Source organism: Amycolatopsis sp. NPDC051128 (assembly GCF_040682715.1).
Lineage (GTDB): Bacteria > Actinomycetota > Actinomycetes > Mycobacteriales > Pseudonocardiaceae > Amycolatopsis.
Genome location: NZ_JBFBBN010000034.1, coordinates 87,133 through 107,263 on the forward strand (window position 1 = coordinate 87,133; position 20,131 = coordinate 107,263).

At 72.3% G+C, this 20,131-nt stretch carries 16 protein-coding genes; 7 read left to right on the top strand and 9 right to left on the bottom strand.

The window, feature by feature from the left end:
* Positions 1 to 79 precede the first annotated feature (79 nt).
* Positions 80 to 502 (top strand): RidA family protein, encoded by a 423-nt coding sequence (locus AB0M82_RS29775; RefSeq protein ID WP_364728628.1) that lies wholly within the window; start codon positions 80 to 82, stop codon positions 500 to 502.
* On the opposite strand, the gene AB0M82_RS29780 is transcribed toward AB0M82_RS29775, so the two are convergent.
* Positions 499 to 996, bottom strand: a complete 498-nt coding sequence (locus AB0M82_RS29780) for a hypothetical protein (RefSeq protein ID WP_364728631.1) — start codon at positions 994 to 996, stop codon at positions 499 to 501. The two genes, AB0M82_RS29775 and AB0M82_RS29780, sit on opposite strands and share 4 nt — an antisense overlap.
* A gap of 272 nt (positions 997 to 1,268) precedes the next feature.
* On the opposite strand from AB0M82_RS29780, the gene AB0M82_RS29785 reads away from it, so the two are divergent.
* Positions 1,269 to 2,339: a DUF3068 domain-containing protein gene (locus AB0M82_RS29785; protein WP_364728634.1), complete on the top strand. Its 1,071-nt coding sequence runs from the start codon at positions 1,269 to 1,271 to the stop codon at positions 2,337 to 2,339.
* 6 nt (positions 2,340 to 2,345) lie between these two features.
* Here AB0M82_RS29785 and AB0M82_RS29790 read toward each other — a convergent pair whose 3' ends face one another.
* Positions 2,346 to 3,041 carry a class I SAM-dependent methyltransferase gene (locus AB0M82_RS29790; protein ID WP_364728636.1) on the bottom strand — a complete coding sequence of 232 codons (696 nt, stop codon included), beginning with the start codon at positions 3,039 to 3,041 and terminating at the stop codon, positions 2,346 to 2,348.
* Positions 3,042 to 3,201: 160 nt separating this feature from the next.
* Here AB0M82_RS29790 and AB0M82_RS29795 point away from each other — a divergent pair, with 160 nt between their 5' ends.
* Positions 3,202 to 4,338, top strand: coding sequence for a glycosyltransferase family 4 protein (locus tag AB0M82_RS29795; protein WP_364728692.1), 1,137 nt, complete (start codon positions 3,202 to 3,204; stop codon positions 4,336 to 4,338).
* A 44-nt stretch (positions 4,339 to 4,382) separates the two neighbouring features.
* On the opposite strand, the gene AB0M82_RS29800 is transcribed toward AB0M82_RS29795, so the two are convergent.
* Genes AB0M82_RS29800 through AB0M82_RS29810 form a run of 3 tightly spaced genes read right to left on the bottom strand, consistent with a single transcriptional unit; the run spans position 4,383 to position 7,326 of the window.
* Positions 4,383 to 5,447 (bottom strand): hypothetical protein, encoded by a 1,065-nt coding sequence (locus AB0M82_RS29800; RefSeq protein WP_364728639.1) that lies wholly within the window; start codon positions 5,445 to 5,447, stop codon positions 4,383 to 4,385.
* Between the two features lie 4 nt (positions 5,448 to 5,451).
* On the bottom strand, positions 5,452 to 5,634 hold the full coding sequence (locus tag AB0M82_RS29805; RefSeq protein WP_364728642.1) for a hypothetical protein: 183 nt from the start codon (positions 5,632 to 5,634) through the stop codon (positions 5,452 to 5,454).
* 3 nt (positions 5,635 to 5,637) lie between these two features.
* Positions 5,638 to 7,326 (bottom strand): hypothetical protein, encoded by a 1,689-nt coding sequence (locus AB0M82_RS29810; protein ID WP_364728644.1) that lies wholly within the window; start codon positions 7,324 to 7,326, stop codon positions 5,638 to 5,640.
* Positions 7,327 to 7,396: 70 nt separating this feature from the next.
* On the opposite strand from AB0M82_RS29810, the gene AB0M82_RS29815 reads away from it, so the two are divergent.
* Positions 7,397 to 8,641 carry a polysaccharide biosynthesis protein gene (locus AB0M82_RS29815; RefSeq protein ID WP_364728646.1) on the top strand — a complete coding sequence of 415 codons (1,245 nt, stop codon included), beginning with the start codon at positions 7,397 to 7,399 and terminating at the stop codon, positions 8,639 to 8,641.
* A gap of 126 nt (positions 8,642 to 8,767) precedes the next feature.
* Here the strand turns inward: AB0M82_RS29815 and AB0M82_RS29820 are convergent, their stop codons facing one another.
* Positions 8,768 to 12,796: an alpha-(1->3)-arabinofuranosyltransferase gene (locus AB0M82_RS29820; RefSeq protein WP_364728649.1), complete on the bottom strand. Its 4,029-nt coding sequence runs from the start codon at positions 12,794 to 12,796 to the stop codon at positions 8,768 to 8,770.
* Positions 12,797 to 12,850: 54 nt separating this feature from the next.
* Here AB0M82_RS29820 and AB0M82_RS29825 point away from each other — a divergent pair, with 54 nt between their 5' ends.
* The gene (locus AB0M82_RS29825) at positions 12,851 to 13,606 is read left to right on the top strand and encodes a class I SAM-dependent methyltransferase (protein ID WP_364728652.1); all 756 of its coding nucleotides are present in this window, start codon (positions 12,851 to 12,853) and stop codon (positions 13,604 to 13,606) included.
* Between the two features lie 3 nt (positions 13,607 to 13,609).
* Here AB0M82_RS29825 and AB0M82_RS29830 read toward each other — a convergent pair whose 3' ends face one another.
* Both AB0M82_RS29830 and AB0M82_RS29835 read right to left on the bottom strand, forming a co-directional pair.
* Positions 13,610 to 15,352, bottom strand: coding sequence for a hypothetical protein (locus AB0M82_RS29830; RefSeq protein ID WP_364728655.1), 1,743 nt, complete (start codon positions 15,350 to 15,352; stop codon positions 13,610 to 13,612).
* 11 nt (positions 15,353 to 15,363) lie between these two features.
* A complete protein-coding gene (locus AB0M82_RS29835; RefSeq protein ID WP_364728658.1) occupies positions 15,364 to 16,944 on the bottom strand; it encodes a substrate-binding and VWA domain-containing protein in 1,581 nt (526 codons plus the stop codon).
* Between the two features lie 260 nt (positions 16,945 to 17,204).
* Here AB0M82_RS29835 and AB0M82_RS29840 point away from each other — a divergent pair, with 260 nt between their 5' ends.
* A complete protein-coding gene (locus AB0M82_RS29840; RefSeq protein ID WP_364728661.1) occupies positions 17,205 to 18,008 on the top strand; it encodes a hypothetical protein in 804 nt (267 codons plus the stop codon).
* Between the two features lie 16 nt (positions 18,009 to 18,024).
* Here the strand turns inward: AB0M82_RS29840 and AB0M82_RS29845 are convergent, their stop codons facing one another.
* Positions 18,025 to 19,413 carry a PLP-dependent aminotransferase family protein gene (locus AB0M82_RS29845; RefSeq protein ID WP_364728663.1) on the bottom strand — a complete coding sequence of 463 codons (1,389 nt, stop codon included), beginning with the start codon at positions 19,411 to 19,413 and terminating at the stop codon, positions 18,025 to 18,027.
* A 47-nt stretch (positions 19,414 to 19,460) separates the two neighbouring features.
* On the opposite strand from AB0M82_RS29845, the gene AB0M82_RS29850 reads away from it, so the two are divergent.
* Positions 19,461 to 19,922 (top strand): carboxymuconolactone decarboxylase family protein, encoded by a 462-nt coding sequence (locus AB0M82_RS29850; protein WP_364728666.1) that lies wholly within the window; start codon positions 19,461 to 19,463, stop codon positions 19,920 to 19,922.
* Positions 19,923 to 20,131: the final 209 nt, after the last annotated feature.

Below are 20,131 nucleotides of genomic sequence, written 5' to 3' on the forward strand. Positions count from 1 at the left end.
CGAGTCCCAGATCACTTCACGCTTGAAGTCAGATCGCGCTACGATGACTTCAAGCGTGAAGTCAATCGAAGGGATTCCCATGAGCCGGCCGCAGTTCTTCGTCACCCCCGGATACGGCCCCCGCCACCTCGAGACCCTGCACTACGTCCAAGCGGTCCGGGTCGGCGACCGGGTCGAGATCTCGGGCCAAGGGGGCTGGGACGACAACACCGTCTTCCCGGAGTCCCTCGAGGACGAGATCGTCCAGGCCTTCGACAACGTGGAGCGCACCCTCGCCACGGCGGGCGCCACCTGGGCCGACGTGATCGCCATGGACTCGTTCCACGTCCCCACCGCGGCCGACACGATCGGCGACGACCACACCCGGGTCATGGTGGAGCAGCTTCGCAAGCGCATGGGCGACCGCGCCCCGATCTGGACCCAGATCGGCGTCGCGGCACTGGGCGCCCCGGGCATGCGCGTCGAGATCCGGGTGACGGCCGTCGCCGGCCAGGACCGCTAAGCCGCGTCGGCCTCGACGAGCCGGGCCAGCTCGAGCAGCGCGCCCTCGAAGCCGGGACCGGCGGTGAGCGCCACCGTGAGCGGACCCCCGCGCCGGTCCGTGCCCACCGGGAGCGTCACCGCCGGCTCCGTCCACTGGGGACGGTCCACCCCGGCCGAGACGACCACGTCCGGCCGGGCCCGCCGGCGGCGGCGCCCGCCGGCGTCGAGGTCGAGCACCACGTTGCCGTGCAAGGAGAGCAGCGCGGCGACGTCCGCCACGGCGTCCCGCAGCTCGCGGTCGGCGATCGAGTCCGAGTGCGCGCCGATCGCCGGGAAAGCCGGCTCGCGGCCGGCGCCGAGCCGCGGGACGAACGCCGCGAGGTCGCCCGGCGCGCAGGCGAGGACCCGGATGCCGGGCGCCCCGGGCGCGGAGTCGGTGAGGGTGATCCCCGCGCTCGCGGCGGCCGCCACGATCCGGGCCCGCCAGCGCGCGGTGGCCGCGATGGCGACCATCGATGGGTCCTGCGACAAAACGGGGGTACTCCTTTGCGAACCGGGCGCGGCGGGGTGAGGATCGTCCGATGGTGGGCCCATGCCCGTTGTGCCCGGGAACAAACATGTTTGGCCGCTTGGTCCGAACGGTCGTGCCCATGCCGCCTTCCGGTCGCACGGGGTGCCTGTGACCGCGAGTCACACTTTGACGTGCGACGTGGCGGGGGCCACTATCTGCGCACTGATTACCGCCGGGTAATTTGGATGTTACGCGGTACGACCCAGGAGGACCGTTGCGACGAGCTTTCGCCCTGATCTTGCTGGCACTGGGGGTTTTCGCGGTCGCCGGAGCGGTGCTCCTCCCGACCTACGTCTACCCCAAGCTCACCAAGGTGCCGCTGGACCAGGACTCGACGTCGGTGCTCGAGGGCACCGCGAGCAAGGTCCTCGCCGTGACCGACAAGGGCACCGGCCCGGTCGCGGAGATCCGCGAAAACGCGAAACTGACCGCGACCGGCCGCGTGCAGGCGAACTTCGCCGCGCCGGAGATGCACGAAGGCACCGACTACGCGGTCTGGCTGCTGGCGGTCCAGGTCGTCGACGACGCGGACAACACCGTCGTCAACGCGAGCAAGCGTCAGGTCTGCTTCGACCGGCACACCGCCGAGGGCTACGACCCGCACGGCGCGACCGACCCGAAGTGCGACGCCAAGAGCAGCTACGTCACCGAGCTCAAGGACAAGGCCGACACCAACGGCCAGAAGCCGCCCGAGACGAACATCGAGAAGGCGCAGCCCGGCCTGAACTTCAAGTTCCCGTTCGGCACCGAGCAGAAGGACTACAAGGTCTACGACGACAACACCGGCACGGCCGTCACCGCCCGGTACACCGGCACCGAGACGGTGAACGGGATCGAGACCTACAAGTTCGTCCAGAACATCCAGGACACCAAGGTCGCCACGAAGGAGGTGCCCGGTTCGCTGGTCGGCTCCGACCAGCCGACCGTCAAGGCCGACCTCTACTACCGCGGCGTCAACACGATGTGGGTCGAGCCGGTCACCGGGATCGAGGTCAAGCAGCAGCAACAGCAGCACCAGGAGCTCCGCAGCGGCACCACCAGCCCGGCCGTCGTGTTCGACGGGACGCTCGCGTTCAACGGCAAGACCATCTCGCAGATGGTCGACCAGGTGAACGCGAACAAGGGCAGGCTGGAGTTCCTGTCGAGCACCGGCCCGCTCTGGCTCGGGATCGGCGGCGGCGTGCTGATCGTCGTCGCGCTCGTCCTGCTGATCCGTCGCCGTCCGGCCGAGCCGCCGGCCCCGCCGCGGCCTCGGCGGCGGGTGCCGGTCAGCGCCGGCCACTGAGCCGGCTCAGCGCCGGCGCAGCACCAGAACCAGATTCCAGGACGCTATTTCCCGGAGGCCGGGAACCCGCACGATCCACATCGCCCAGCTCGGGTGATAACGCGGGTACCCGGCCACCAGATCGGCGAGCGGCGTCGCTTTCGCCCAGCGAAGCGCGGCGCCGACCGAAACCGGGAACAGGCTTTCCCCGAATTTGTTCTTCGGTTCTTTTCCGAGTTTCCGTAGATAACGCTGCCGCGCGTAGTCACCGCCGAGGAAATGCCACGGCGCGGTCTCGTGCCCGCCCCACGGCGAGTGCCACGGGGTGAACGACGCGAAGACCGTGCCGCCGGGCTTGGTCACCCGGCACATCTCGTCGAGCATGACCCACGGCTCGCGGACGTGCTCCAGCACGTTCGACGAGTAGCAGACGTCCACGGATCCGCTGCGCACCGGCAGTTCCGTGCCGCTGGCGCGGATCATGTTCTCGCCGGGCTCGCCGCGCGCGGACAGCTCGCCGACGTCCGGGTCGAGCCCGAGGTAGGCCGCGCCCGCCGCGCGGAACGCGTCGGAGAAATAGCCGGGGCCACCGCCGACGTCGAGCACCGTGCGTCCGGACAGCGGAGCGTGTGCCGCCAATTGCCGGACCGAGTCGGCGGCGAGCGCGGAATAGAATCCGTCGGGGTCCGTCTGCTCGGTGAGGAACGTGCGGAACAGCGTCACGGAACGGCGGAGCGTGGCGCGATGCGACTGCGCCGTCGCGGCGATAACCGGATTACCTACCATTGAACCGTCGCTTTCCCGAATACGTTCATCTACTGTGTACGCACCAGTAACCTAGCATCGTCGCCAAAGTTTGGATAACCCGATGGAACGTCCTCGCGTGCTCCTCCTCAACTGGCGCGACACCGGCCACCCCGAGGGTGGCGGCTCCGAACGGTACGTCGAGCGGATGGCCGAAGGGCTCGCGAGAGCCGGGTACCGGGTCGAGATCCAGTGCGCCGCCTACCCGGGCGCGACCGCGGGCGAGTGGCGCGACGGCGTCCGCTACCGGCGGCGGGGCAACAAGTTCGGCGTGTACGCGCACGCGCTGCGCGCGATCCGCCGGGCCCGCGCCGATCTCGTGGTGGACGTGCAGAACGGCATGCCGTTCTTCGCCCGGCTGGTCGCCGGCTGCCCCGTGCTGGTGCTCGTGCACCACGTCCACAAGGAACAGTGGATCAGCGCGCTCGGCGAGACGCTCGGCCGGGTCGGCTGGTGGATCGAGTCCCGGCTGGCGCCGTGGCTGTTCCGCAAGTGCCGCTACGTCACGGTTTCCGAGGTCACCAAGGCGGAGCTGGCCGGGCTGGGTGTCGAACAGGACCGCGTCACCGTGGTGCCCAACGGCCTCGACGCGCCGCCGCCGTGCGTGTCCGAACGGGACGCTGAGCCCACCCTGGTCGCGGTGAGCAGGCTGGTGCCGCACAAGCGGATCGAGCACGCCATCGACGTCGTCGCGCGGCTCGCGCGGCGCTGGCCCGCCCTGCGGCTCGAGGTGGTCGGCCAGGGACCGTGGGACGAGGTGCTGCGCGCGCACGCGGCCGAGCGCGGCGTCGCGGATCGCGTCGTCCTGCACGGCTGGGTCGACGAGCACGCCAAGCACGAGATCCTCGCCCGGTCGTGGCTGCACCTGTGCCCGTCGGTCAAGGAGGGCTGGGGCATCGTCATCATGGAGGCCGCCGCGCACGGCGTGCCGTCGATCGCCTACCGCGCCGCCGGTGGCGTGGCCGAGTCCATCGTGGAGGGTCGCACCGGCCTGCTCGCCGACGACTTCGACGACTTCACCGCCAAGGTCGACGGCCTGCTCGCCGACGGTCCGCGGCGCGCGGAGATGGGCCTGGCCGGGGTCGAGCGGGCCGGGAAGTTCAGCTGGGAGAGCAGCGTCGGCGAGTTCGCCTCGCTGGTCAGGGACGTCTCCGGGCAGCCGGCGCCCCGGCCGCGCGTGGTGAGCCAGGCGCGCGGCGCGGCCTTGACGTCGTGAACGGCTCGTTCCTGTCGTCAGACAACAGGAACGAGCCGTTCACGTCATGGCGGCCCCGCTTGCTCCCGCACCGCGTCCCGGAACTCGCCGAGCAGCCGCGCGACGGCGGCCGCGTCGAAGTCCTTGCGGCGGGCGCGCACGGTCACCGTGGTGGTGCCGCCGGTGGTCGCCGCGCCGAACGCCACGCCTGAGCGGCCGCTCGCCGCCGGGTAGAACGCGAGCGAGCGCACCGTGTCCCCGGTGGACACCACGCCGAGGTTCGACACCAGGAACGTCGAGCCGAGCCGGCTCGCGAGCAACCGGGTGCCCAGCCGGGCGAGCCGGCTGCTGCGCGCGGGGAAGTCCGGCTCTGGCGGCTGCGCGGCGAGCACCGCGGCGACGTCCTTCCGGCCGGATCCCAGCCGCAGCCGGAAGAACGCGCTGTCGTGCACGGGTTCCGGCGCGGCGCCGGACCGCCGCGACGCGCCCAGTGCGGCGACGACGCGGGCGGCGCGGGCGCCGTGCGCGCGGTTCCAGCGTTCGGTGGCGCGGGCGGCGGCCGCGACGAATCCCGCGGCGCCCAGCCGCAGCCGAGGCTCGTGCCGGGCGGCGAAGACGTCGCCGGCGGCCGGAGCGGCGCGATCGGGCACGATCCGGCCGGGCGGCGCGAAAAGCGCCTCAGCGAGCCGCTGGACGGCCGAAACGAGAAAGGGCTTGCCGCCTTCGCGTGCGCCGATCCCGGTCGCTCCCGACGAAACCGGGACATCGAGGAGGACGCCGAGCAGAGCCAGGAGGCCGAGGCCGTCGAGGGCGCCGTGGTGCGCGGCCACGAGGAGCGCGGGTTCGCCGGCACAGACGGCGACCCGGACGAGCGGGTCGGCGCGTTCGTAAGGCGCCGAAGCGAACCGCTCGCGAAGGGACGGCAGATCCGCGGCGGAGGTCCGCTCGATTTCGGGCACCACGCCGAGGTGCGGGTGCTGCTGGATCGCGGCGGCCAGCCGCGCGCGGAGCTTTTCGGGTTCCGGCGCGGCCGTGCCGAGTGCCGCTTCGAGGAGGATGCTCCAGGAAACGGTGGGATCGCCATAGAGCCCGACGACGCGGTGGGCGTGGTCGGAGGCGAGCCGGGTCACCGCGTCAGCGGTTCCCGTAGAGCTTGGCCGGGTGGTCGGCGGGGTTGTACTTCACCTGTGCGTTGAGCTTTTGCTGCACCTGGGCGGAGGTGTCCGGATCGGCACCCTCGATGAGGGCGAAACCCGCTCCGGTGGCCATGCCGCCCCCGATGATGACGGCGGCGACCACGCCGATGACCGTGCCCACGTGTCACTCCTTCCGCGGCGGGAGAATCCTGCCGCGGCTCAATGTACGCATCGGTAACATGCGGCACAACAGTGCGACGCACAGCAACGCCGGCACTACTCCGTTCGCCACCAACACGGGCGCCCACGAGATCGCTTTCACCGACGGCACACCCGGTGTCCGGTAGAGCGTCAGCCAGTCACCCGACCACACCGGCGTCGCGTCGGCGAGCAACCGCGAGTCGACCTCGCCGGGCGTCCCGTGTTCGACCAGGATCCAGCCGATGCCCGCGGCGGTGAGCTCCCGCGCGGACGTCGCGGCGCGGACGTCACCGATCCGCGGGTCCTCGCCGGCGACGCGGTCGGCGCCGACCTGCAGGGTGTCGTCCATCAGCACGGGTCTTCCGAGCGCGCGCGGCGCCGGGTCGAGTTGCGTGCGATCGTCGTTCCAGCCGAACCCGCGGAACGCCGAGAGCGGCAGCGCGAGCACGTCACCGGGGCGGTCGTCGGCGTCGAGCACCCCGGCCACCGCCCGCCAGTCGGCCGGGTACTGCGCGGTGCCGAGCCGTCCCCAGCCGCCCCAGGCCAGGTCCGGCATGGTGAGCAGCGGGAACGCGACCGCCGCTGCCACGAGCGCGACCCGTCCTTGGGGACTTCGCAGCTTCGCCGCGGCCACTTCGATGGCCAGCGCGAAGCCGAGCGCGAGCGGCAACGCCCACCAGGCCACCCATTTCTGGGCGTCCCGGAGCAGTCCCGCGCCGGGCACGTGCCGGGTCGCCACGGTCAGCAGCGTGTCCCCGCCCGGCAACGTCGCCAGCGAGGCCAGCAGCACGCCCACGACGCCGAGGAGGGACAGGGACCGGGCCGGCGCCGTCCCCCACCGCGCGGCGAGCGTCCGCAGCCCGGCCACCGCGATGGCGACCGTGACGAGGACCAGCACCGGGATCAGCGGCATGGCCCGGCTGCCGGGCACCGTTTCGGCGTTCCAGATGCCGCCCAGCCCGAGCACGCTGAGCAGGGCGGGACCCAAGCTTTCGGCGCGGGCGCTGAACGCGGTGACGCCGGCGGGGTCGGACAACGTGGTGCCGGCGTTGAGGAACGTCGGCACGAGCCACGGCAGGTTGAGGACGACGGCGATCGCGATCGTCGGCCGGAGCCGGTGCGCCCCCGCGGCGACGACCGCGACGGCGGCGGCGAGGACCCCGCCCGGCGGGGTCAGCACCGCCGGGGCGCAGGCGAGGATCAGCTTCGGCAGGGCGTCCGGTTCCCGCTTCCGCAGCTCGAGCCCGGCCCGGACGATCCAGGGCAGGCACGCGTACGTCAGCAGCAGCGGCCAGTGCCCGATGAACAGCCGCTCCGCGACGTACGGAGTCCAGGCGTAAGCGGTCGCGGCGACGAGCCGGGTGCCGAGGTGCTCGGTCGGGACGAGCCGTCCCGCGCCCTGCGCGGCGAAGAAGATCGCCAGGAGCAGGACGATCTTCTGGACGATGTCGCCGGGCACGACGGTGGTCGCCAGCGCGACGGCGGCGTCGGCGGGGACGGACCGCGGAAGCGTGCTGCCGAGCCCGAAGGCGTCCGGCACGAAGTACTGCCGTGGCGCGAACACCATGTCGTAGCTCAGGACGAAGCCACGGCCGAGCAAGGGCGCGCAGACGGCGAAGGCCAGCACGGCGGACAGCACGGGAAGCGCGAGCCGCCTGCTCGGTGCGTCCACTGCCCTTCCTTTCCGTTGCCCGCGCGGTTAGGGTCCCTGGTCATTACCCGCCGGTAATGGGAGCCCCCCGTTGAGCGTAGACACCGAAGTCCCGGCCCGGACCGGCAACCGGGTCGCGGCGATCCTCGTCTCGCTCGCGCTCGCGGGCAACAACGCGGGCAGCTACGTGCTGAGCCTGACGGCCGCCCGGATCCTCGCGCCCGGCGCGTTCGGGGAGCTCAGCTCGCTGCTGGCGGTGCTGGTGATCGGCGTCGTCCCGGCGATGGGGCTGCAGACCGTGGTGGCGCTGCGGGTGGCCCGGTCACCGCAGCACACGGGGTCGCTGTTCGCGCTGGGCCTGGTGACGAGCGGGATCGTCGCGACGGTGGCGTTGACGCTCAGCCCGTTGCTGGTGCTCCTGCTGCACCTGGGCTCACTGGCGCCGGCCCTGCTGGTGACGGCCGCGCTCGGGCCGTTGACGCTGCTGGGGTTGTTCCACGGGCTCCTGCAGGGCAGCCACCGGTTCGCGACGCTGGCCGGGCTGATCGCGCTGGAGGGCGCCGGCAAGGTCGGCGGTTCGCTGGCGGGCCTGCTGGTGTCGGGGACGACGACGGGCGCGCTGGCCGGGACGGCGATCGGTTCGCTGGTGGTGATCGGGGTGAGCTGGCAGATCTGCGGCCGCCCGCGTCCCCGCTGGGCCGACCGCCACGGCGGCGAAGTACTCCATACGGCGCAAGCGATGCTGGCCCTGGTGCTGCTGGTGAACCTGGACCTCGTCCTCGCGCGGCACACGCTGCCGGCCGGCGCCGCCGGCGAGTACGCGCTGGGCGCGATCGTCACGAAGATCGCGTACTGGCTGCCACAGGCGGTGGGGGTGCTGGTCCTCCCCCGGTTCGCGCACGGCGCCGGCCGCCGTCGCGTCCTGCCGGTCGCCCTGGCCGTGTGCGCGTCACTGGACTTCTTCGTGCTGCTGGTTTCCGCGGTGTTGGGCCCGCGGCTGCTGCCGCTGATCGGGGGTGCGCGGTACACCGGCAGCACGATGCCGGTGTGGCCGTTCGCCTTGGCGGGCTCGATGCTGGCGTTGGTGCAGATCCTGCTGTACGCCCGCCTGGCGGACGGCGACCGCCGCGTGACGATCCTGATGTGGGCCGCGGTCGGCGTGGAGGCGGTGCTGATCACGACCTGGCTCCACGACTCGGCGACCCAGGTGGTCACGGCGGCGGCCTGCTGCGCGGGCGGTCTCGCGGTGGCGGGCGCGGTCCTCGAGCTACGTTCCCGCCGAACCGCCCAGCTCCCCACCCGGACAACCCGGAAACCAAACCCGGATCTCGCGTGACCAGAGCCGGATCTCGCGTGACCAGAGCCGGATCTCGCGTGATTGAAGCCGGATCTCGCGAGTTACGGCCCCAATCACGCGAGTTACGGCCCCAATCACGCGAGTTACGTGGCTGAGCTCGTGTACCTAGGGGGTTGGCTTGGTTGGGTTTTGCTTGCGGGTGAACCAGTCCACGCACGTGGCCACCATCGCGGCCGCTGCCAGCAGCAGGGCGGCCTGGGTCACCGGGCCGTAGGCCCAGTCCTGGCCGTGGCCGAGGACGCGTCCGGTCACCGAAACCGCGGCCGCCACCGCCATGCCGCCGAAAGCCAGCACCCTGGGCGCCCGCTCCGAGAACTGGCGGGCCAGCAGGCAGGCGATCAGCAGCACCACCGGCAGCATCCCGCCCAGCGCCACCAGCAACCCGATCAGCACCACCGGCACCACGATCCCGCTCCCCGGCACCACCGAAAACGACCGCCTGCGGGCCGGCCAGGCGACGCCGACCAGCATCAACAGCACCGCCGCCGCGCCGATCAGCAACGCCGTCCGGTACGCGCTGTCCGGCACGAACGAAAGGGACACCACCCCGCCGTCGCCCGCCGGGACGAGCCAAGCCTGCTGCCAGCCGTCCACCCGGGTGCGCGTCAGCTCGTGACCGTCCAAAGTGGCCACCCAGCCCGCGTTCGCGTTCTCCGGGACGGCCAGCACCGCTTCCTCGCCCGGCGCCACCGTCACCGACCGGGACGCCGCGTCCCACGCGCCCACCTGCACCGCGCGGTGCACCGGCGGCGTCGTGGCGGCGTGCGCCGGGCGCAGCCACAGGTCCTGGACCACGAACGACTCCGACCGGTCCGTGCGCAGCTCGTGCCCACCGGGCGGGAGGTCGATACCGCCCTCGGAGTCCCGGCACATCCGCAGTTCCAGGGGCCGGTGCGTGGTGATGTCGGACAGCGTGCCCTGCACCGACGTCCGGTAGTCGAGCCCGTCGAGGTGGACGTTCGGCCCGGCCCCGCACGGCACCGTGAACGCCGGGTCCGGCCCCGGGAGCAGCCCGTCGGTCCCGGACAGTTCCAGGCTGCCGATGCCGACCACCGACCTCGCCGTGGGATCGTCGTCGTCGCCCGGCAGCACGATCTGCAGCTGGTCGGTGTCCAGCGGCTCGAAGGTCGCCGACCCGCTCGCGTCGAGCTGCACCGTCCGCGTGCCGGACCGGCCGGCCAGCTCCAGCTGCCGGGGAACCCGCGCCCCGCCGCCGGGCGAAACCCCGATGTGCAGCCCGGAAATCCGCTTCTGGCCGGTCCACCCGAGGGTCAGCGTCGGCCGCAGGTCGGTGGCGTCCGGCCGCCACGTCGTGCCCGCGTCGCCGTCCACGGCCGCGAACCCGCTCGCCGCCGGGTCGCCGCCGAGCTGTGACGTCGACGCGACCGTGACCCCGGGGAGCGCGACCGGGTTCCGCCCGCCGCCCGCCGGCAGCACGGTGCCGCCGACCAGGTACGTCTCCTCGGCGGGCGTGCTGAACAGCCGCCGGACCCCGTCGGGTTCTTCGCCGTCACGGGCTACCGACGCGTCGCAGCGCACGGTGCCGTCGGACGGCAGGCAGGCGTAGCGCGGCTGCGGGCCGCGCGTGAACGCGAACCCGGGCGCCGGGCCGACGGGCAGGTCGGCGGGCACTTCCAGGGCGCGCTGCGGCTCGGTGCCGGGGATCTTCAGCTCCGCGATGCCGACGTTCCCGTCCTGCCGCCCGACCACCAGCGACAGCAACGTGATCCGCACCTTGCGCGTGACCCCGGCGGCCACCGGGTAGTCGTGCGCCCCGGCGCCGCGGATCACCTGCTGCTCGACCGAGCCGTTGTCGGTGGTGATCCGGATCCGGGTGGGCGGCCAGCCCACCCGGAGGTCGTCGACCATCTGCAGGTCCACCGAGGTCACCAGCCGCGGGGTGTCCAGCTCCACCTCGAGCCACTGGCCGATCGGCCCGGTGAACGACGACGAGTGCCACGCCGTGCGCGGGTCGCCGTCGATCGCCGCGAACGGCTGGTGCCCGGGATCGGACCCGCCGAAGGCGTCGGCGAACGACGCGGCCGTCGACGCCGTCACCGAGCGGATGCCGCGGTAGGCGGCCACGGTCTGGTGCTCCTGCCCCGGGAACGGCAGCAAGTCTCCCGCGGCGCGCTGCTGGCGGAACGCCTCGCCGGCGGTCAGGGTCTGGCTGAGGTTGTCCCGCACGCCGCCGACGTTCCGCTCGGCGCGGCGCAGGCCGTCGGTGACCAGCCGCGGCCCGCCGGGCGAGCCGCCGTCGCCGGTGAGCACGGTCGGCGTCGCCGGGTCGAGCTGGCCGGAGCCGATCAGCGGGAGCAGGTTCTCCGGTCCGCCGCTCACCGTCGGGACGTCCTTTGTGGACGTCGCGGTGGCGAGCGGCACCGGCCGCTTCACCTCGTAGACCTCCAGCGGCCCGAACTCCGCCGCCTTGCCGATGCCCGGCGACCCGGCCAGTCCCGCGCGCAACGTGGCGATCGGCGGGGCGGCGGTCCGGTCGCGCTCGATGTCGTTGCGCAGCAGCAGGAACCGGTACCCGGAGCGCGCCAGCAGGGCGGCGAGCCCGGGGTCGCCGCGGCCGTCGGCGAGCGCCGCGTCCACGGAGTCCATCAGCCGCGTGTTCCCTTCGGACCCCAGCGGCACCTGGTTGCGCACCGCCCACGGGCTCTTCGCGATCGCCTGCGCGGGCTCGTCGACCGTGCGGCCCCAGTCGTACTCGCCGAACCCGGTGGCCGGCAGCAGCAGCGTCCGCGCGTCCGGGCCGGCCTTGGCGACCCAGCCCATCGCGTCGTGCCAGTAGCCGGGCACGTCGTCCCAGCCCGGGCCGGAGCGCAGGTTCAGCAGCCACGCCGGCGCGGCCATCACGAGCACCAGCAGCAGGCCCAGCGCTGGCCGCAGGTACCGGCGCGACGGCTTCACCGGGCTCGGCCGCGGCGAGCTCGAGATGCCGTGCACGAACGCCAGCATCAGCGGCAGCCGCAGCACCGGCTCGAACTTGTGGACGTTGCGCAGCGGGGCCAGTGGCCCGTCGAGCAGGTGCCGGACCTGCTCGGCCAGCGGGCTGTCGAGCGTGCCGACGTAGCCGATGGTCAGCAGGGTCAGCCCGGTGAGCACGCCCAGCACCAGGAACCGCCGCTCCGGCAGGCCGCGCCGGGTCAGCCCGAGCAGGCCGACGCCGGCGACGAGCCCGGTGGCGAGCATCAGCACCGGGTTGTCGATCAGCGACCAGCCGCCGGGCCACCACGGCGTCCCCTGGACGACGTAGGCGACCCACTGGTTGGTCCCGCGCAGCACCTCGAACAGCGACATCGGCGCGGTGGTGTTGGTCGCGGACTCGATGTAGTCCAGGAACGGCAGGCTGTACTCGCCGAGCAGCAGCAGCGGCAGGATCCACCACAGCGTCGCGCCGACGACGAAGATGAACCACCACAGGACCAGCTCGACGTGCGACCGCGTCCAGCGGCGGGTCAGCAGCCACAGTCCCGGCAGGACGAGCGCCATCACGACCATCGCGCCGTTCACGCCGCCCATGCACAACACGGCCAGCGCGGACAACCCGGCGGCTCGCCGCGGCGAGCCGGTCGTCCCCGCCCGCACCAGCGGCACCAGCACCCACGGCAGCAGCACCGCGGGCAGCATCTCCGCGGAGAGACCGCCGATCTCGGTGAGCATCCGGGGCGCCAGCGCGTACCCGAGCGCGCCGATCAGCCGGGTGCGTTCGGTGCCGATCTTCATCGCCCGCGCCAGCAGCAGCGCGCCGCCGAACGCCGCCGACAGCAGGACCGCGCCCCACAGCCGCTGAGCGACCCACGCCGGCACGCCGGCGGCCTGGCACAGCGCGAAGAACGGCCCCATCGGGAAGAGGTAGCCGTACGCCTGGTTCTGCAGCTCCCCGGCGGTGGCCTGCGGGTTCCACAGGTGCAGCGCCCGGCCGAGGAAGGCGAGCGGGTCGACGGCGAGGTCGAGCTTGGTGTCGAACGTCGTCTTCCCCGGCATCTGCAGGAATGACAACGTGGTCAGCGCCAGCACGATCCAGAGCGCCGGACGGCGGAAGAACGCACCCGGCGAGAACCCGCGGGCGCCGCCGGACTCCGGCGGGGCGTCGTCCCGGGTGCGTTCGCGGGTGGTGGTTACCATCCGGTAGATACTAAGCCGAAACCTGGCTACCATGTGCCGACGATTTTCCCGAGCTTGGGCAGGTGCGCCATCTCCTCCGAGAACACGGCTTACGAGAGCGCGTCCCTGTCGGACGGCTTCGCCGACGCGTGGGCGCTGGCCGAGCCGGTCAAGGGCTGGATGACGCGCGCGCAGGGCGAGGCGCTGTGGCAGGCCGCACGCCGCCTCGAGAAGGGCGACGTCGTCCTGGAAATCGGCAGCCACCAGGGCCGATCCACGATCGTCCTGGGCGCGGCCGCCCGCACGGTCGGGGCCACGGTGATCGCGGTCGACCCGTTCGTCGACGGCAGGCTGTTCGGCGGATCGCCGACGCGGCAGCTGTTCGAGCGCAACATCCGCCACGCGGGGCTGGACGACGTCGTCGAGCTCGTCGCCGGCTACAGCACGGAACTGCGTCCTGACTGGGACCGGCCTTTACAGCTGCTCTACATCGACGGCAAACACGACTACTGGACCTACACCGACGACCTGCGCTGGTCGGCACACCTGCCGCCGGGTGCGGAAATCCTGGTCCACGACTGTTTCTCCTCGATCGGCGTCACGCTCGGCACGATCGCGAAGGTCCTCTTCGGACGCCGGTACACCTATGTGGACCGGGCGACGTCGCTGGCGCGGTTCCGGCTGGCGCCGCCGTCGGCGGCCGACCGGCTCCGCGTGCTGGCTCAGCTGCCGTGGTTCCTGCGCAACGTCGTGCTCAAGGTGCTGCTGCGCCTGCGGCTGCGGCCGGTGGCCCGGCTGCTCGGGCACGACAGCCCGTACGACCCGTACTGAGACTTACTGGGTAACCGGTTTCCCGACCTCGACCTTCGCGACGCACACCGGCGCGCCCGGGCTCGACAGCCGCACGCCGATGTGGTCGAAGAGGCCGTCCACCGGCAGGTACAGCGAGTGCAGCCCGGCCTGGAACCACACCGGCGTCCGCTCGACCAGGCCTTCGCCACCGTCCGAAGTGTAGTAATCGAGCTTGAGCAGGTGCCGGCCGAGCACGGGCGTGTCCAGCGGGATGCGCACCTGGGCCTCGCCGACCGCGTACCCGCAGTTCGCCGCCGGGCCCGGCACTCCGCGGGAAACCGGGTCCACGCCGGTGATCCGGTGCGGCTTGCCGGTGTCGTCGAGCAGGTGCATCCGGCTCGACGGCTGGTCGAAGCGCGCGCCGGGCAGCAGGCCGACCACGCGGGACGCGCGGGAGTCCGCCCCGAACCATTCGTGCACCACATCGGACGGGACGAAGGTGTCGTAGAAGACGAGATCGGGATCTTCCGCCACGGCCGCGCGGACATTGCCGACGTACTGTCCGGAATGGCCGAATCGCAGCGCCGGGGAAAGGCGCGAAAAACCCGCCGCGGAACTGGCGAGCAAAAGCACGCTGAGAATTAGGGCGATCGGCCGTTCACGCTTTCCGCCGGACGGCGCAACCGCGTCCGGTGACAGAAAGGCGAACGCTCCACAAAGGGCGGCCACGAGCGCCAGATCGGCGACGTACCGGGGATCGTCGCCTGCCCCCGGGCCGACTTCGCGCAGCCGGGTGAGCGCGAGCAGGGCGACGTCCACCGCGAACAAGGCCGCGAGCAGCACCCAGGCGCCCCACGCGCGTCGCCCGCCGACGCGCACGCCCGCGATCACCACGGCCAGCGCGACCGCCAGCAGCACGAGGACGACCACGAACGGCGACGGCGCCCAGGTCGCCCCCGGGCCGGGGCCGGACCACGGCCCGCCGGCCAGGCCCGGCAGCAGGGTGTCGCCGAGCATGCGGCCGGTCAGGTCGGCGGCCATGCCGGCCGTCAAGGGCGAAGCACCCTGCGCGACCTGGCTCGACGTCATCGCGAAGAAGCCGGCCACGAACCCGGCCAGCAGCACGGCGTGCCCGGCCCAGTAGCGCGGGTGCGCCCGGAACGACCGTCCGAGCAGGACGGTCACGCCGGCCAGCAGCACCGGGATCACCGCGGCCTTCTCGTAGAACGCGAGCCCGAACACCGTCCAGGCGAAGGCGCCGATCCACCAGCGGCCGCCGTCCTGGAGGTACCGGACGTGGGCGTGCAGCGCACCGGCGGTGGCCAGCACCACCGGGACGATCTGGACGCCGTAGGCCCACCACAGCGTCGGGACCAGCAACAGCGTCGACGCCGAGAACACGGTGAACGGCACCAGGATCGCCCACCGCCTGCCGAAACAGCGCACCAGCAGGCACCAGAACAGCACCGTCGCGACGGCCCGCATCAGCAGCAGCGGCAGCATCAGCAGGGGGACGTTCAACGGCGCCCACGCGGTCGCCACGGCGGCGAGGAAGAACCCGCCCGGGCTCAGGTGCCCGTGGTAGTCCTGGAACAGGAACCCGAGGTCGAACGGCCCGGCCGCGGCCGACCGGTAGGTCATGATGAAGTCGTCCTGCGAGAGGTTCCCGTGCAGCGCCGCCCACGCGTGCAGCGCGAACGGCACCAGCCCGGCGACGAACGCCGCGAGCACCACCGCGGACGGTCTTCGGATCACCCGAGGCGCGGGCTTCTCGGTCTCCAGCAACACTGGTGTCCTCACTTCTTGCAGGCGGGTGGCTGGCACACGAGCTTGCTCAGTGCCTGGTAGAAGACGTCGGAGATCTTGCGCGGGTCCGGCGTGGTGAAGGACTCGCCGCCGGTCGCGGCCGAAACCTGGCGCAGCTCGCCGGCGTCGATGTCCGGGCCGATGCCGATCCCGATCACCGGCAGCGGCTTCCGCGGGTCCTGCAGCCTGCCGAGCTCGGCGAGCAGGCCGGGCAGGCCGACCGAATCGCCGTCCTCGTTGCGGCCGTCGGTGAGCACGACGACGACGTTGATCCGGCCGAGCTGCCAGTTCTGCCGGGCGTTCTGGTACGCGGCGAGGATCGAGTCGTACAGCCCGGTCGCGCCACCGGGCTTCGGCTTGACCGACTGCAGCCTCTCCAGGCCACCCGCCGCGAGCTGCGCGCTGATGGACCGCACCGGCAGCAGTTCCTTGAAGTCCTTGTCGCCGTCGAGCTTGGTGGAGAACAGCCAGAGGCCGAGTTCGGTCGTCGTCTTGAACAGCCCGAGCCCCTGCGTCGCAGCCTCGAGAGTGAGCGCCATCCGGCTCCGGCCGGTGCCCGGCACGGTGGCGGCCATCGAGCCGGACACGTCGAGCAGCACCTGGACGCGGGCGCTGAGGTTCGCCCCGGCCCACGCCTGGAGCACGCCGTACATCGCCTCGGGCGCGGGCGGCCCGGCCGGGCGCGGCGCCGCGTCCGTGCGGGTGTCCGACGGCCCGTCGCCGAGCAGCTGCCCGGCCGGGGTCCGGAACCCGGCGTCGCCGAAGGTCTTCGTGGCGGTCTGGTCGAGCAGCAGCCGCAGGAACCGCTCGGCCGCCGACCGCGACGCTTCCGAAGCGCGTGGCAGCACGACGTACGGGTAGTCGAAGCTCGGCACCGCCGCCGGCGGGTAGGCCGCGACGAGCTTGCGGGCCCGCACGGACTGCTCCGACGCCGGCGAGGCGGTGAACGGCTCCTTCACCGCCGACAGCTTCCGGATCTCCTCGGTGAAGGCCGCGGCCGGGTCGGGCGCGTCCTTGGTCAGCTGCCGCAGGCCGATCAGGGCGGCGATCCCGGCCGGATCGCGTGCGGGGTCGGGCAGCCCGACCGGGCTGCCCGCGAGGACGTCCGGCCAGGTCGGCGACTTCCCCGGCCAGCCGGCCTTCGCGGCGACCTCGTCGGTCAGCGCCAGCACCACCGGCGAACTCGCCACCGGCTGACCGGACTCGGGCAGGTTCCACGCGCCGCCGTCGCGGGCCTGCAGCAGCCAGGTGCTCGACTCCGGCACCCAGACGTCCGGGCCGTTCGCGCCGTTGGCTTCGAGGGCCGCCGCGGTGGCCGGCGACGCGCTCGCGGTGACCTCGACGGCGTAACAGTCCTGCTCCGGGACGGTCCGGGCGAGCGTGGCGAGCACCGGCGCGATGTCCGGCGCGGCCGTGATGCGCACCGGCGTCGTGGTGTCACAGCCGCCACCGGCCAGCCGGTCCCTGAGGTAGTCGACGCCGGCCCACGCGAGGAGGGCGGCCACGAGCAGCACGCTCAGGACGACGACCCGCGCGTCGATCCGCCGGGCCCGCGCCGGGTGTGCCGCCATGCACGCACCTTCCTCGTGAAGTGCTGGCAGCTTGCCAGCCGGGTGACCAGGAAGCCAGTACCGGAAGCGGAACGTCACCAACGGTGCATGAGACCGCGGTGAAGGAATTGCGCGATGCCGCCGTCTTGGTGATTGACAAGAACTGCGTGACAATTGCGGCTTGACGCCCGCCCCACGTGGTTAACTGCACGATGGCGGATCGCGGAAACGATTTCGCTGTCCCCGGAACGGCGAGACGGAAACCGAACGGAGACGGACCCGTGCGCACGATGTACGACGCGGTCACGGCCGCGAACATCCCCGCCGACGCCCGGATGGTCGCGGGATACATCGACAAGATCAAAATCGAACCCTGGTCGGCAGCGGACTGGGAGCGCTTCCCCCGCGCGATCAAGGTCACCATTGTCAAGAAAGCCGGCACGAACGCCGGCCACGTGCTCGACGTCGAACCCGGTGACGCCACACCGGCCGAGGCGCCGGGCTGGGTCCGGATGCGCCGCGCGGCGGGCGCCGACCCGACGATCTACTGCAACCTTTCGACCTGGCCGTCGGTGCGGGCGGCCTTCTCCGACGCCGGCGTCGCCCAACCGCACTACTGGATCGCCCGCTACGACGGCGATCCCGCCATCCCCGACGGCGCGGTCGCCAAGCAGTACCTCGGGAACGTCGCCCCGGGCTACGACGTCTCGTCCGTTCTCGACTACTGGCCCGGCGTCGACGACGACAACGGATCCGCCTCGACTGGAGTGGAGATCATGGAGCGCATCACCATCACCCCGCCGAACGCCGACCAGAACGCGGTGCGGGTCTTCCTGTCCGGCAGCCCGGGCGCGGCCGTCATCATCCGGCCGCGGCTCGGCGGTGACGGCCTCTCGAAGCCGATGTGGGTCGGCGACATCTTCGCCTGGGGCAACGACCGCCAGGGCGTCGGCCACAACCCCACGCAGACACCGGGCTACAACAGCAAGCTCACCTCGCACCGGCGGTACGAGCTGCCGGGCGCGGTGTGGGCCGACATCAACTACAGCGCGGCCGACCCGTTCGAGATCGACATCGTCGGTTGACCGTCGGGACGACACTTCACGCGGGCGGCAGCGCGCGGCACAGCGCGGCGAGGGCCGCGGCGTAGGCGTGCTCGGGCGGGGTCGCGTAGCCGACGACCAGTCCGTCCATTGTGGACATCCTGCTGTCCGGGTGCCGGAAGGCGGCGAGGCCGTCGAGCGCGAGTCCCTGCCACGCCGCGGCCTTGAGCGCGGCTTTCTCGGTGCCCGGCGGCAGGCGCAGCACGGCGTGCAGGCCGGCGGCGATGCCGGTGGGCACCACGTGCGGCGCCTGCTCGGCGAGCGCTCCCACGAGCAGGTCACGGCGGCGCCGGTAGCGCTGACGCATCCGCCGGATGTGCCTGTCGTACGCGCCGGCGGCGATGAACTCGGCCAGGGTCAGCTGGTCGAGCGCGCCCGCCCAGGCCTCGCGCTCGCCCTTCACGGCCAGCACGGCGTCGACGAGGCGCTCGGGCAGCACCAGCCAGCCGAGCCGCAGCGCGGGTGACAGGCTCTTGCTCACCGAACCGGCGTAGACGACGTGCTCAGGGTCGAGGCCCTGGACCGCGCCGACCGGCTTGCGGTCGTAGCGGAACTCGCCGTCGTAGTCGTCTTCGATCAGCAGGCCGCCGGTCGCGCGGACGTGGCCGACGACCGCGACGCGGCGATCGTGGTGCAGCGGGCCGCCGGTCGGGAACTGGTGCGCGGGCGTGAGCAGGACGGTCGGCACGGCCAGGTCCTCGACGCGCGCGCCGTGTTCGTCCAGGGCAAGGGGAATCGTGCGGACCTTCGCGGCGGCGAAGATCGAGCGGTGGAACGCGAGGCCGTACGCCTCGACGGCGAGCGAGCCGGGCAGCACCGCCGGGAACAGCAGCCGGAGCGCGTGGGCGAATCCCGAGCACACGACGATCCGGTCCGGTGACGTCCGCACGCCGCGGGCCCGCGCGAGGTACCCGGAGAGCGCCTCCCGCAGTTCCGGTCGGCCGCGCGGATCGCCGGGGCCGAAGGCGTCGTGCGGAGCGACGTTCAGCGCGCGGCGCGCGGCGGCGAGCCATTCGGTGCGCGGAAACGACGTCGCGTCCGGCTGGCCTTGCCTGAGATTGTGTCGCGGTCCCGCGGTTTTCGGGACCTTTTTCGGTATCCGGGCCGTTTTCAGGGGCTCGACGCGCTCGGCGACGCGGGTACCGGAACCCTGCACGGCGGTGAGCCAGCCTTCGGCGACCAGTTCGGCGTAGGCGTCGGCGACGGTGTTGCGCGCCAGCCCCAGATCGGCGGCCAGCGACCGGTAGGGCGGCAGCCGGGTCCCCGGGGCGAGCCGCCCGTCGCGGACGGCGTCCCGCAGCGCGGCGATGAGCGCGGCCCGCCTGCCCCCGGCGCCGCGGAGGTCGAGGTGCAGGTCGACGCCCGAATTGACCCATGATTCCGGCACGGAAATGCACCCTACACGCCGGTCAACCAGGTCCTAGATTTCTGGTCATGACGAACTCCCGCCTCAACTTCGCCCGGACCGCCCCGAAGGCCTTCAAGGCCCTGATCGGCTTCGACGCCGCCGCCCGCGCCGGTCTGGACCCCGCACTGGTCGAGCTGGTCCAGATCCGCGCGTCGCAGCTGAACCGCTGCGCGTACTGCCTGCACATGCACACCTCCGACGCCCGCAAAGCCGGCGAAAGCGAGGAGCGGCTGCACATGGTCGCGGTCTGGCCGGAAGCGACGAACTTCTTCAGCGAGAAGGAACAGGCCGCGCTGGCCCTCACGGAAGCGGTCACGCTGGTCGCCGACGGCGGCGTGCCGGATGACGTCTACGCCCGGGCTCTCAGGGAGTTCGGCGAGGCGGAACTGGCCCAGCTGCTCGCGCTGATCTTCAGCATCAACACGTGGAACCGCATCGCCATCACCACGGCCAAGGTGCCGGGCACGGACGAGCGAGTGGCCCGGTAAGCGCCCCAATGTGGCGTTGGTTGCGTTGAATCAACGCAGCGGCGCGAAGCGCCTCCGTTGAGGGTGGAGGTGGGGGCATCGGCGGAGCACCCAATGTGGCGTTCGGTGCGTCCAACCGCGAAGTGCGCCGAGCCCGTGTGCTGGACGTACTCCATCATCGCGTCCTTCGACGACAGCGCCTGCTGCATCGGCACGTACTGCTTCCGGGT